Here is a 12,362-nt window from a genome sequence, read left to right on the forward strand (position 1 = left end):
GGTCCTTTCGGTGGTTTTGGGGTGTGTAGTGGTAAGTCGTGGTTAGTAGTTGATGGGGTCGCGGTCGATGGGGCAGGTCATGCAGTGGCCGCCGCCGCGTCCGCGTCCGAGTTCGTAGCCGGGGATTTCGAGGACTTCGATGCCGGCTTTGCGGAGGTTGTCGTTGATGGAGTGGTTGCGGTCGTAGGCCACGACGACGCCGTCGTCGAGGGCGACGACGTTGTTTCCGTCGTCCCACTGTTCGCGTTCGGAGCCGAGTCGGCCTGCGGAGGAGGAGATGGGGTGGAGCTTTGTGCCGAGGGCGTCGCTGACGACGTCGATCCAGTTGCCTTCGTCGTGGGTGACTTCGATGCCTCCTCGTGCGGTGTCGCTGGGGCGCAGGGAGAAGGCGGTGAGTTGTTCGACGACGGGTTCGTAGACGTTGACGACTTCGCGGGAGCAGAAGGTGAAGATGGTGTCTAGGTGCATGGTGGCGCGGTCGCGGGGCATGCGTGCTGCGATGACGCGTTCGGCGCCGCCGCCTTCGAAAAGGCCTTTTGCTAGGCGGGAGACTGCTTGGTAGGTGGAGCGTTCGCCCATGCCGACCAGGACGATGCCGTTTCCGATGGGCATGATGTCTCCTCCTTCGATGAAGGAGTGTCCTTGGTTGCCTTCGGATGCGTCGAACCAGATGGGGAAGTCGTAGTTGAATTCGGGGTGGAATTGGTAGATGGCTTTGACCAGGGTGCTTTCCCAGCTGCGGGCGCCCCAGAACATGGAGTTGATGGAGACGCCTTGGTAGATCCAGGCGGAGTTGTCTCGGGTGAAGATTGAGTTGGGTAGGGGGGCGATGAGTAGTTCTGGTTCGTTGGTGTTGACGTGGTATGGCTTGATGCCGCTGCCGAAGAGGTCTTGGGGGACTTCGTCGGAGACCAGGCCGCCGACGAGGTAGTCGGCGAGTTCGCTGGCGGGTAGTTCGTCCATCCAGGCGCGCAGGTCTTCGGAGACTCCGTAGCCCATGGTGCGGTGGGTGACGCGTCGGTCGAGGATCCAGGCGCGGTGTTCGGGTGTGTTGAGAACGTCGGCGAGTAGTTCGGTGAAGTTCAGGACTTTGATGTCTCGTTCTTCCATGAGTGAGACGAATTGTGCGTGGTGTTTTTGTGCTTGAGAGACGTTGAGGACGTCGTCGAAGAGTAGGCCGTGACAGTTGGTGGGGGTGAGGTGTTCATGGGCGCGTCCGGGTGGGCAAACCATGACTCTGCGTAGTTTTCCAGCTTCTGACCAGACGCCTTTGGTGGTTTCGGCCATGACGTTTCCTTTCGTGCGTGTCACGGGTGTGGCTGGTGTGGGTGGGGTTTTAGAGTGATAGGTGGCCGGTGCTTAGGCCCCAGATCGCGTATATGGAGGTGATGAGGAAGAAGAGGAAGACGATGGTGTCGATCTTGTCGAATACTTTGAGGCCGGATTTTTTACGTGCGACGACGTAGAACGGGGTGCCGATGAGGTAGAAGAGGCCTACGTAGAGCAGGTAGGTAAGGCCGGCTGCGTAGAGGAGCCAGAAGGCGTAGATGGTTCCTAGGAGGCCGACCAGGATGGCTGCGGTAGAGCGGTTTTCTTTGGCGCGGAAAGCTTCGAGTAGTTGGAATGTTGCGGAGAAGAGGTAGGGCAGGAGGATGAGTGCTGAGGCTAGGAGGGCGAGTTGGGTGTAGGTGGATGAGTTGAACAGGGTCCAGATGAGCATGAGCTGGACGCAGATGCTGGTGAGCCACATGGCGCCGGCGGGGGTGCCGTTGTTGTTTGCTTTGCCGAACCAGGCGGGGAAGGTGTTGTCTAGGGCGGGGGCGCGGAGGATTTCGGCGCACATGAGGGACCAGGACAGGAGGGCTCCGATGAGGGAGATGGCTAGTCCGAAGGCGATGATTTTAGCGCCCCAGGGGCCGACTGCTGCGGTGAGTACTCTGCCCAGGGATGGGTTGGCGAGGTTGGCTAGTTCGGTGCGGGGGACGATGCCGTAGCTGAGGATGTTGACGAATAGCAGTAGTGCTAGGACGGAGACGAAGCCGATGATGGTGGCTTTGCCGACGTCGGAGCGGGTGCGTGCGCGTTCGGAGAAGATTGATGCGCCTTCGACGCCGATGAAGACCCATACGGTGACGAGCATCATGCTTTTGACTTGGTCGAGGGTGGAGCCGAGGTTGGTGTCGGCGGTTCCCCAGAAGTCTGCGGAGAAGATGCCTGCGTCGAATGAGATGACTGCGATGATGATGAAGACGAGCAGGGGCAGGATTTTCGCAATGGTTACGACGAGGTTGATGAAGGCGGCTTCGCGCATTCCTCGTAGGAGGAGGAAGTGGTAGACCCAGACGAGGATGGAGGCTACTGTGATGGCTTGGCGGGTGTTGCCGTCGCCGAATCCGGGGAAGAAGACACCAAGGGCTGCCATGAGTAGGACCATGTAGCCGACGTTGCCCATCCATGCGGAGAGCCAGTAGCCCCAGGCTGATGAGAAGCCGGTGTAGTTACCGAATCCGGCTTTTGCGTATCCGTAGACGCCTGCGTCGATCTCTGGGCGGGAGATGGCTAGGCGTTGGAAGACCATGGCGAGCATGAGCATGCCGAAGCCGGTGATGATCCAGCCGATGATGAGGGGGCCGGGGGCGGCTGCGCTGGCCATTTGGGAGGGGAGGGAGAAGATCCCGCCGCCGATCATCGAGCCGATGACGAGTGCGGTCAGGGCGGTGACGGAGATTGTGTCTGGTTTAATGTTGGTGGGTGCTGTGTTGTTGGTGTCGGCTGTGTGTGTGGACACGGGGACCACTCCTTCGTGGGGTGCGAAGTGGGGTGACTTCGTAAACATAGTGGGTTTTATGGGGATTTGAATAGGTAATTAGCGTATAAATCTATTACCGCGCCCCTGTATACATATGAAAATATACACGCGTATAGATGTGGTTTTCAGTTCATTTGGCTTCTCCTGGGGTCGGATGGATCGCTAGCAGGTATTTATATTCCTGCTGTTTCAGAGGGTGCTCATGTTGATTTGGGGGCCTAGTAGGTCGCCGAGTGGGCTGATGAGCTGCTTGGCTGTGGAGTGGTCGGTGCAGATGAGTAGGACTGAGTCATTTCCGGCGATAGTGCCAAGAGTTCCAGGGAAGTTGGCGCGATCGACGGCGCGCGCTACGTAGTTGGCTCCTCCGGCAACGGTGCGGATGAGGATGCGGTGGTTAATAACTTGGAACGAGGACCAGAGTCCTTGTTCCCGTAGTGGTTCAGTGGGGTCAATGCCGTGACGGGTCCAGCGCGTGCCTGGGTTCGGGAGGCTGGTCGTGTCGTCGTCCATGGTTGAGTGCTCCGGTTGTGTTGCTTTATGGGTGCATGGAAAGCGTGGCCAGGCTAGTCCTCTTGGCTGGGTATCTCTCGAGGTGGTGAAGGGGGTAGCTGGCAAGGAGCGGTGTAAATGTGATTTTCGACATTTTATTGCTTGAGTGTTGTTTTTCGCTCATTTCGAGGCGTAATTTGTATACCTTGGCGGGGTTTTAGGTGCGTTTTATTTGATTAATTCATCATATGGATGAATATTTTTGAACTCTTTTTGAGGATGCGCGGTGGGGGGAAGTGCATGCGGTTTAGGTATACCGAGATTTATTGGTAGTGAAATGGTGAGTGGCGGTAACCAATGCACTTTTGGTTACCGCCACTCACCATTGTGTGAAGGCTTGTGGCTAGGCGTTGCTGTGATCGCGATGGATTTCTTCAGCTACGGCGAGGTAGTGGCCAGCGAATCTGGGTTGGGTTTCAGCGAGGTTGAGTCCTGCTGCGACTGCCGCAATTCCGGCTTCTCGGTAGGTGGGTTCGTTGAATTGCGTTCCGTACGTCACTAAAGCTCCGGCCAGTGCTGACTGTCCGCAAGGTTCGGCGTTGTCACCACTGGTCTGGGGGGTGATGACGAGCTGGGGGCAGTGGTCAGGGATATCAACAAAACCTCCGTGTCCGTCGCTGTAGTGGGCGATTGCTTCGTCGAGCAGGAGGCGTGCGGCGTCGGCCCATCTCTGTTCTTGTGTTGCTGAATACAGATGCAGCAGTCCGGTTGCGAGGTTGCCCAGGTCGTCGCTGGTCGCGGGTGCATCGCTACGGTTGCCGTCGAGACTTACCCGCACAGGGTGGTCTAGTCCTTCGACATGTGTGGTGAGTATGGCTTCTGCGGCGCGTTCGGCGGCGGTGATGAGGTCGGGACGTTGCAGGGAGCGTGCTGCATCAACTAGTCCAGTGATGGCTAGGCCATTCCAGGAGGCAATAACTTTGTCGTCGCGGGCCGGTTGTGGTCGTAGCCGGCGGGCGTCAAGGAGGCGTTGCCGGGTTTGTTCCCACCAGGTGGTGTCGTCAGGGTCGTTGTGGAGTTGGAGGGTGGAGGTTCCGTTTTCGAAAGTGCCTTTTTCGGTGACGGAAAGGAGTTCCGCGGCGCGAGGGCCATCATCATCGAGTACGGCTTTAAGGGCGGCGGGCGTCCAGATGTATGTGAACCCTTCGAAGGTGCCTCCTCCGGGCAAGGTGGTGTCGGCATCGAGAGAGGAGACGAAGGCACCTTGGGCGTTGCGTAGCTCATTGAGCATGAACTCGGCGGTGGCGGTGGTGATGCGGGTGGCAAGTGGTGAGTGTGTTTTTTCTGCTAGGCGGGCGTAGATGCTCAGGAGTTGGGCATTGTCGTACAGCATTTTTTCGAAGTGAGGTACGGCCCAGTCTTCGTCAACGGAGTAGCGGGAGAATCCTCCAGCGAGTTGGTCGAATATGCCGCCGCGTGCCATGGCTTCGGTGGTGACTTCGATGGCGTGGAGGGCACGGGGTGTGCCGGTGCGGTCGTGATGGCGTAGTAGCCAGTCGAGGATCATCGATGGCGGGAATTTCGGTGCTCCTGTAAAGCCGCCTTTTTCCCAGTCGATTTCGTCTGCGATGGCTTCTTCGGCGGCAGCGAGTTGTTCGTGGAGGGTAGGTGCGTCGATTCCCGAAGTGGTGGGGGTTGTGCCTTGGTATTCGCGCAGGGCGGTGGTGATGCGTGAGGCGCTGGCGTTGACTTCTTCGCGGCTACCTGCCCAAGCTTCAGCGAGTTGGGTGAGCAGGGTGAGGAATTGCTGTTTGGGGAAGTAAGTTCCGGCGTAGAACGGTTCGCCGTCGGCGGTCATGACAACGGTCATTGGCCAGCCTCCGCGGCCGGTGAGTGCTTGGGTTGCTGTCATGTAGACGGAGTCGACGCCGGGGAGTTCTTCGCGGTCGACTTTGATGTTGATGAAGGCAGTGTTCATTACTCCTGCGATTTGGGGGTCTTCGAACGATTCGTGGGCCATGACGTGGCACCAGTGGCAGGAGGCATATCCGACGGATAGCAGGATGGGAAGGTCGCGTTTGCGTGCCTCTTCGAATGCTTCGGGGCACCACGGCCACCAGTCAACGGGGTTGTCGGCGTGCTGGCGTAGATATGGGGAGAGTGCGTCGGCGAGGCAGTTTGGCATGCCTACACGGTAGGTGAGGTGGCGCTGCGGGCGCGATGCTGAGGCGGGTGGATGTGCCAGTGGGGGTGGGGGAAGCATGTGTGTGCTTCCCCCACCCCCACTGGCTGTTGGTGTTTTTAGGTCAGGCGAGAGCTTTAAGGGTTGCTTCGTAGTTGGGCTCTTGGCCGATTTCGGGGACCTGTTCGGTGTGGATGATGGTGCCGTCGGTGTCGATGACGACGATGGCCCGGGAGAGCAGTCCTGCGAGGGGGCCGTCGGTGAGGGTGACTCCGTAGTCCTGGCCGAAGGTGGAACGGAAGGCTGAGGCGGAGGTGACGTTGTCGATGCCTTCAGCGCCGCAGAAGCGTTTCAGGGCGAAGGGTAGGTCCATGGAGATGGCTAGGACTGTGGTGTTGTCGAGTGAGGCTGCTTTTTCGTTGAACTGGCGCACCGATGCGGCGCAGACGTCGGTGTCGATGCTGGGGAAGATGTTCAGGACGATGCGGCGACCTTTGAATGTGTCGAGGTTGATGTCAGACAGGTCGGCTGCGGTGAGGGTGAACGCTGGGGCTTGGGTGCCGTTGGTGGGCAGGGAGCCAATGGAGTTGATGGGGTTACCGCCGAGGGTGATCTGTGCCATAGGCACGTTTCTAACAGACCCAGATGTGATGCGACAGATTGTTCTGCTGTGTGTTTGCTGGAGGGCGCGGTGACATGCTTGGTAGGTCAGAGCGGGAGTTGTGAGTAGACCGTTGTGATCCGGGGCTACTCGTGTCGTTGCTTGCTTGTATTCGCGTGTTGTGCGGGTGGGGTTTAAGCAAAGATTCGTTCCGTTTCGTTTCGAGAGGTCGTTGGTTCTCGGGAGGTCGGTAGCAATGCATATCGCTGAGGGGTTTTTACCTGTTGGCCACTGTGTGGCGTGGGGGGGTTGTGTCGGCTCCGTTTGTTGTGCATGGGGCGCGGGCGGTGTTGATTGAGACGCGTGAGCGTCCTGAGAATCGTGTGTTGTTGGGCGCTGCGGGGGCGTTTACGTTTGTTTTGTCTGCGATTAAGTTGCCGAGTTTGTCAGGTAGTTCTGGTCATCCGACGGGAACTGGGTTGGGTGCGGTGTTGTTTAGGCCGCCGGTGATGGCGTTTTTATCAACGGTGGTGTTGTTGTTTCAGGCCTTGCTGTTGGCTCACGGTGGTTTGACAACGTTGGGGGCCAATGTGTTTTCGATGGGTGTGGTGGGGCCGTGGGTGGGTTCTGCGGCGTGGTCGGTGTTTCGGTTTGTGGGGCGCGAAGTTGGTGTTTTCGCTGCGTTGGCGTTGGCGGATTTGTCTACGTATTGCGTTACGAGCGTGCAGTTGGCGTTGGCATACCCAGATGCTGTTTCGGGTGTGATGGGTTCTGCGGTGAAGTTTTTGGGGGTTTTTGCGCTGACGCAGGTGCCGTTGGCTTTGGCTGAGGGTGTGGTTGGTGTTTTGGTGTTCCGGTGGTTGGGTCGGGTGGCTTTGCCGGAGTTGCGGGGGTTGGGCGTGGCTTCGAAGGTTTCTGATGTTCAGGGGTCTGTGGAGGTTGTGCGATGAAGCGCTCATTGGTGAGTAGTTGGGTGTTGGGTGGGGTGTTGGTTGCTTTGTTGGTGTGTTGTTTTGTGGTGGGGTCGGGGCGTTCTGGTGGTGGTGAGGAATCGTTTGCTGGCACGGATTCTGTGGTGACGCAGATGATTGCTGACAGTGGTGTGCAACCGTGGTTTGAGCCGATTTTTGAACCGAAGTCTGGTGAGGTGGAGTCTGGCTTGTTTGCGGTGCAGGCTGCGGCTGGTGGTGTGTTGTTTGGGTATTGCTTCGGGGTGTTGCGTGAGCGTGCGCGGCGGAGGGGGTCGGTGGTAGCAGGTGTAGAGGTAGAGAAGGAGTGAGCGGTTACGGGTTTGCTGTTGACGCCGCTGCCTGGGGTAGTCCTTGGCGGCGGCGTTGTGTGCGGGATAAATCGGTGTTGTCGTTGGGTTTGTTGGGGTGTGTGCTGGCTTTGCCGTGGCAGGTGGGTGTGGTGGCTGCGGTGGTGTCGGTGGCGGCGTTGGCTGGGCCTGCGCGGGTTCCGGTGGGGTTGTTGGTGCGGGCTTTGCGGGTTCCTGTGGGGTTTGTGGTTGTGGGGGCTTTGACGGTGGCGGTGAGTGTGGGGGGTGATTTGGTGGTGTCGGTCACGGCTGAGTCTGTAGCTTCGGCGTGGGTGGCGTTGGTGCGTGGGGTTGCTGGGACGTGTGCGGTGTTTGTGTTGGGGGCTACTACGCCGATGGTTGATGTGTTGGCGTCGTTGCAGCGGTTGGGGGTTCCTGCTGCGTTGGTGGATGTGGCGGGGTTGATGTACCGGCTTGTTTTTGTGTTTGTGGAGTCGGTGGAGGCGGTGACTTCTGCGCAGGTGGCGAGGTTAGTTTATGTGTCGCGTAGGGCTGCGGCGAGGTCGGCGGCGGGGTTGATGGGGTCTGTGATGGTGCGTGCGTGGTCGAGGTCGGTGCGGTTGGAGTCGGGGTTGGCTGGTCGGGGGTTTGTTGATGAGTTGGTGACGTTGGAGCCGTTGCGGGTGCGGTCGTGGAGGTTTGTGGTGGTTTCGGTTGTGGTTGTTGTGGGGGTTGTGTTGCTGGGTTTGGGGGTTGAGGGAGTGTTTGGGTGATGGATAGTTCTGTGGGGCTTGCTGCGCGGTCAGTGTCGTTTGGGTATGGCGAGTTGGGGGTGTTGTCGGGGGTTGATTTTGTGGTGCCGGTGGGTTGTCGGGTGGCGTTGTTGGGGGCAAATGGGTGTGGGAAGACAACGTTGCTGAGGTTGTTGTCGGGGGCGTTGCGGCCTTCGTCGGGTCAGGTGTTGGTTGATGGGGTGGCTTTGCGGCCAAGTAGGGAGGGGTTGCGCCGGCATCGGCAGATGGTGCAGTTGGTGTTGCAGGATCCGGATGATCAGTTGTTTTCTGCGGATGTGTATCGGGATGTGAGTTTTGGACCGGTGAATTTGGGGTTGGGGGTGGCGCAGGCGAGGGAGAGGGTGCAGGAGGCGTTGTCGTTGTTGGATATTGCTGACTTGGCACACCGGCCTACGCATGCGTTGTCGTTTGGTCAGCGTAAGCGGGTGGCGATTGCTGGTGCGGTCGCGATGCGGCCGCGTTTTTTGTTACTTGATGAGCCGACTGCGGGGTTGGATTCGGCTGAGGTGGATGAGTTTGTGGTGGCGTTGGAGCGTTTGGAGTCGGCGGGGACGACTGTGGTGGTGGCTACGCATGATGTTGATTGGGCGTTGGCGTGGGCGGATGTTGGGGCGGTTGTTTCCGGTGGCCAGGTGTGTTGTGGCCCGGTTGCCGAGGTTTTGGGGCAGGGGTCTAGGGTGCGTGTTCCGTGGGTTTTGGAGTTGGTGTCGCGGTTGGGTTTGGAGGTGGATCCGTTGCCGCGTTCTTTGGATGATGTCGTGGAGGTGTTGCGGGCTAGGGGGCGTTTTTAGGCGATTCCGGGTAGGGGGCGGGCTTGTGAGCCCCATTCGGTGGCGTGGGTTTCGAGGGCAGTGGCGCGTCGTCGGGTGGCGTTGTAGCAGGTGGTGCTGGTTTTGGCTGCGGTGGGTAAAGCGGCTATGAGCGTGTCTGTGAGGGTGTGTAGTGCGGTGGTGGCGGTGTGGCTGAGTTGTGCTGGGGTGGTGGGTTGGCTGTGGGGGTATCCCAGGGGGGGTGCGTGGGTGGGAGTGATGTTGGCGGTGTGGGTGAGGTCGTGGATGAGTTGGTTGATGGTGGTGAGTGCGGCATTTGCGGTGGTTCGGGTTTTGTCGGTGGTGCGGGCTGCGGCGATTTCGAGGGTGTAGCGGGTGGCGTGTGCGTGTTGATAGATCGTTTGTGCGGTGTTGGTGGGTAGTTGGGTGAACCCGTCTGTGGGGTGGGTGGTTTCGGATTTGTTGTGTAGGAGGCGGGCGAAGGTGCCGCGGGCGGTGTGGATGGACCCGATGAGGAGGAGGTCTGGTGGGGTGGCGGTTGACCAGGCGGTGGTGTTGTTGGGGGTGTGGTTAAGGCCGTTGAGTTGGGCTTGGGCTGCTGCGGCGCGGTCTTGGGGGGTGGGGTTGGTGGAGGGATGGGGTGGTGGTGGGGGTGTTTGGGGTGTGGCGTGCAGGCTGGTGAGTCTGGCGCGTAGTGCGTGGAGTTGTTTTTCGTGGAGAGTGACGAGGGGGGTGGCTCCGGCGGTTATGCAGGCGTGGTATGCGGTGGTGACGTGTTGTAGTTCGGTGGTGAGTAGTTCGGTGGTGGGGTGTCTTTCGTGGGGGAGGAAGGGTAGGTCGCCAGCGTCGGCTTCCCAGCGCAGGCCGCAGCTGCTGAGGGCGAACGTTCCGGTAAGTGTGAGTGCGGCGGTTGCTGTGGCGCGGAGGAAGTTTCGGCGGGTAGGAGCGGTGTTGTGCGAGTGGATTGCTTGGTCAGACACGTGCACGATCATGGCATCTAGATAGGTCGCGTCCCTGATGCCCGGTACAGTGGTCCGGGCATTGGCGTTGTTGTGCTGGCTGAGGTTGGGGCGTTGGCTTGGTTGTGAGGCTGGGTTTTCGCGTTTTTCAGCGGTTACGGCGGCGTTTTTTCTGACCACAATAGGATCACCACAATCGGATAGGCGTGGGGTGCGTAATGACTGACACCGATCGGATCGCTACATTGACTGAGCTTGCTAGTCGGTGTGCGCAACCGCATGGCTTAACGGTCGAGGCGGTGACATTGACGCCTGCTGGTCGCCGTCGTGTGTTGGCTGTGGTGGTTGACACGGATATCAGTGGTCTTGAAGCTGATGACGCCACTTCGCGGGTGGAGAGTGTGGATATGGACGCGGTGGCGGAGGTGACGCGGGATTTCGCGGCTGCGTTGGATGAGGTCGATGTTATGGGTGAGATGCCCTATACGTTGGAGGTTACTTCCCCGGGGATTGGTCGACGTCTGGAGCGTTTTGATCAGTTTCGCCGCAATGTGGGGCGTAAATTGCGGGTGAGGTTTGCTGCTGCGGGGGTGGAGGTTCCTGATGGTCTTTCTGTTGATGCCGCTGGCGTGGTCGAGGCGACTGGTCGGCTGTTGAGTGTTACTCGGGAGGCGTTGGAAATCGCTCCTGACCCGATTCGTTCGAGCCCGGGTGCTAAGCCCAAGCCGGTTGCCGATGTACTCGTGCCGCTTGCATCCATTACCCACGCGAATGTCGAGGTCGACTTCGCGAGCCATGAGGAGGACAACTGATGGACATCGATCTTGCTGCTCTGCGTTTGTTGGAGCGGGAGAGGGACGTCTCGATGGACGTCCTTATTCCTGCCATCGAGCAGGCGCTGTTGTTGGCGTATCACCGTACGGATGGTTCGTATCGGAATGCGCGGATTGAGCTGAATCGCAAGTCGGGTCACGTGGTGGTGTGGGCGCGTGAAGAGGCTCCGATTCTGGAAGATGGCAGCCGTGGTGAACCGGGGCCGGAGTTTGATGACACGCCGGATGATTTTGGTCGGGTTGCGGCCTCAACGGCTCGTCAGGTCATCATGCAGCGTTTGCGTGACATTGAAGATGATGCGGTTCTGGGCGATTTCCGTGGTCGCGAGGGCGACATCATCACGGGGGTTGTCCAGCAGAGCCAGGGTCGAAATGTTCTGGTGGATTTCGGGACGGTTGAGGGAATGCTTCCTGCAGCTGAGCAGGTTCCGGGCGAACGTTATCGGCACGGTGATCGGATCAAGTGTTATGTGGTGAGCGTTAAGCGCGGCCCTAAAGGTGCGCAGATTGGTTTGTCGCGGACACACCCGAACTTGGTGCGGAAATTGTTTGCGTTGGAGGTGCCGGAGATTGGTGACGGCACGGTGCAAATTGCGGCGTTGGCGCGTGAGGCGGGTCATCGCACCAAAATGGCTGTGTGGTCTAAGTCGCGTGATGTAAATGCTAAGGGCGCATGTATTGGCCCGATGGGTGCGCGTGTGCGTGCGGTGATGAATGAGTTGGGTGGAGAAAAGATCGACATTGTCGATTTCTCGGAGGATCCGGCTGAGTTTGTTGCTGCTGCTCTTTCGCCTTCTCGGGTGACGTCGGTCGAGATCGTAGATCCGCGCGCACATGCTGCTCGTGTATTAGTGCCGGATTATCAATTGTCTTTGGCTATTGGTAAAGAAGGGCAGAACGCTCGTTTGGCGGCCAAGCTCACTGGGTGGCGAATTGATATTCGTCCGGATACTGCTCCGGAGACACCGCAGAGTATGTCTGTGGCTTCTCCTGACGGGGAGTAAAAGTGGCTGTGGCTTATACCTGTGTGGGCATGAGCCACAGCCTGCGCATGTGTCAAAGAGGGGACAGCGCGTTAAGATGTACAGGTTGATGCCGAGTTGTTCATGGCCAACTAATTGGTTTTTCCCTTCACCTGGGGCTCCGATGTCTCTGGTCTCTTGGTGGAGGCGCAGCAACTGGGCGGTGCGTACATGGGCGGCCTGAAAAAGGAACTGCAACGGCTGGATAGTCCATCCGTTGATGGTCCGGTACGTACCTGTGTGGGGTGTCGGCAGCGCGACGTACGTGCGCAGCTGCTTCGTCTTGTTCTTGACGAGACGGAAGGCACCACGCGTGTTCGACCAGATGTTGCAGGCCAGCTGCCCGGCCGTGGTGCGTGGTTGCATGCCACGCCGCGGTGTTGGGAGTTGGCTGTTCGGCGACGTGCAGTAGGCAGAGCTTTGCGTGCCGGGTCTGCGGTGGATACCGCGCTGGTAGAAGCTTTTCTGGCTGTTCAAGCCGATCACGTGGTTTCTGCTGTGGAAGCTACGGGAACACACAAGATCCAGTGATGGATCACCGAAATGACCGAAAGCGGGTTCGACGCTGATGAGCATCCGATGAGTACTCAGCGATGAGCAGCACCCACTAACGCGGTCCGAGAACATGTCGTCTCGGGCGGACCT

At 59.0% G+C, this 12,362-nt stretch carries 13 protein-coding genes; 7 read left to right on the forward strand and 6 right to left on the reverse strand.

Annotated features, from left to right (window positions below; translation table 11 throughout):
* Nucleotides 1–42: 42 nt before the first annotated feature.
* The 5 genes from CKV89_RS05425 to tpx all read right to left on the reverse strand — a co-directional run bounded on the left by CKV89_RS05425 (nucleotide 43) and on the right by tpx (nucleotide 6,102).
* Nucleotides 43–1,287 carry an arginine deiminase gene (locus CKV89_RS05425; protein WP_028326963.1) on the reverse strand — a complete coding sequence of 415 codons (1,245 nt, stop codon included), beginning with the start codon at nucleotides 1,285–1,287 and terminating at the stop codon, nucleotides 43–45.
* A gap of 49 nt (nucleotides 1,288–1,336) precedes the next feature.
* The gene (gene arcD / locus CKV89_RS05430) at nucleotides 1,337–2,788 is read right to left on the reverse strand and encodes an arginine-ornithine antiporter (protein WP_197697070.1); all 1,452 of its coding nucleotides are present in this window, start codon (nucleotides 2,786–2,788) and stop codon (nucleotides 1,337–1,339) included.
* 210 nt (nucleotides 2,789–2,998) lie between these two features.
* Nucleotides 2,999–3,319 carry an arginine repressor gene (locus tag CKV89_RS05435; RefSeq protein ID WP_051277457.1) on the reverse strand — a complete coding sequence of 107 codons (321 nt, stop codon included), beginning with the start codon at nucleotides 3,317–3,319 and terminating at the stop codon, nucleotides 2,999–3,001.
* A 382-nt stretch (nucleotides 3,320–3,701) separates the two neighbouring features.
* The gene (locus CKV89_RS05440) at nucleotides 3,702–5,483 is read right to left on the reverse strand and encodes a thioredoxin domain-containing protein (protein WP_157728085.1); all 1,782 of its coding nucleotides are present in this window, start codon (nucleotides 5,481–5,483) and stop codon (nucleotides 3,702–3,704) included.
* Between the two features lie 121 nt (nucleotides 5,484–5,604).
* On the reverse strand, nucleotides 5,605–6,102 hold the full coding sequence (tpx, locus tag CKV89_RS05445) for a thiol peroxidase (protein ID WP_028326960.1): 498 nt from the start codon (nucleotides 6,100–6,102) through the stop codon (nucleotides 5,605–5,607).
* Nucleotides 6,103–6,392: 290 nt separating this feature from the next.
* Here tpx and CKV89_RS05450 point away from each other — a divergent pair, with 290 nt between their 5' ends.
* Genes CKV89_RS05450 through CKV89_RS05465 form a run of 4 tightly spaced genes read left to right on the forward strand, consistent with a single transcriptional unit; the run spans nucleotide 6,393 to nucleotide 8,924 of the window.
* Entirely contained in the window at nucleotides 6,393–7,031 is a 639-nt protein-coding gene (locus tag CKV89_RS05450) for an energy-coupling factor ABC transporter permease (RefSeq protein WP_324603345.1), read from the forward strand.
* Nucleotides 7,028–7,360 carry an energy-coupling factor ABC transporter substrate-binding protein gene (locus CKV89_RS05455; protein WP_028326958.1) on the forward strand — a complete coding sequence of 111 codons (333 nt, stop codon included), beginning with the start codon at nucleotides 7,028–7,030 and terminating at the stop codon, nucleotides 7,358–7,360. Before CKV89_RS05450 ends, CKV89_RS05455 begins: the two co-directional genes overlap by 4 nt.
* Nucleotides 7,357–8,112 carry a cobalt ECF transporter T component CbiQ gene (gene cbiQ / locus CKV89_RS05460; RefSeq protein ID WP_028326957.1) on the forward strand — a complete coding sequence of 252 codons (756 nt, stop codon included), beginning with the start codon at nucleotides 7,357–7,359 and terminating at the stop codon, nucleotides 8,110–8,112. The genes CKV89_RS05455 and cbiQ overlap by 4 nt, the downstream gene beginning before the upstream one ends.
* Entirely contained in the window at nucleotides 8,112–8,924 is an 813-nt protein-coding gene (locus CKV89_RS05465) for an energy-coupling factor ABC transporter ATP-binding protein (RefSeq protein ID WP_028326956.1), read from the forward strand. Before cbiQ ends, CKV89_RS05465 begins: the two co-directional genes overlap by 1 nt.
* On the opposite strand, the gene CKV89_RS05470 is transcribed toward CKV89_RS05465, so the two are convergent.
* Nucleotides 8,921–9,883 carry a hypothetical protein gene (locus tag CKV89_RS05470; protein ID WP_154657613.1) on the reverse strand — a complete coding sequence of 321 codons (963 nt, stop codon included), beginning with the start codon at nucleotides 9,881–9,883 and terminating at the stop codon, nucleotides 8,921–8,923. The two genes, CKV89_RS05465 and CKV89_RS05470, sit on opposite strands and share 4 nt — an antisense overlap.
* A gap of 197 nt (nucleotides 9,884–10,080) precedes the next feature.
* Here CKV89_RS05470 and CKV89_RS05475 point away from each other — a divergent pair, with 197 nt between their 5' ends.
* From CKV89_RS05475 to CKV89_RS05485, 3 genes are all read left to right on the forward strand, one after another.
* Nucleotides 10,081–10,674, forward strand: coding sequence for a ribosome maturation factor RimP (locus CKV89_RS05475; RefSeq protein ID WP_051277453.1), 594 nt, complete (start codon nucleotides 10,081–10,083; stop codon nucleotides 10,672–10,674).
* Nucleotides 10,674–11,699 (forward strand): transcription termination factor NusA, encoded by a 1,026-nt coding sequence (gene nusA, locus CKV89_RS05480; protein WP_028326954.1) that lies wholly within the window; start codon nucleotides 10,674–10,676, stop codon nucleotides 11,697–11,699. The genes CKV89_RS05475 and nusA overlap by 1 nt, the downstream gene beginning before the upstream one ends.
* Nucleotides 11,700–11,888: 189 nt before the next feature.
* Entirely contained in the window at nucleotides 11,889–12,248 is a 360-nt protein-coding gene (locus CKV89_RS05485; RefSeq protein ID WP_084441009.1) for a YlxR family protein, read from the forward strand.
* The last annotated feature ends 114 nt before the right edge of the window (nucleotides 12,249–12,362 follow it).

This window comes from Dermatophilus congolensis, from assembly GCF_900187045.1.
Classification (GTDB): Bacteria; Actinomycetota; Actinomycetes; order Actinomycetales; family Dermatophilaceae; genus Dermatophilus; species Dermatophilus congolensis.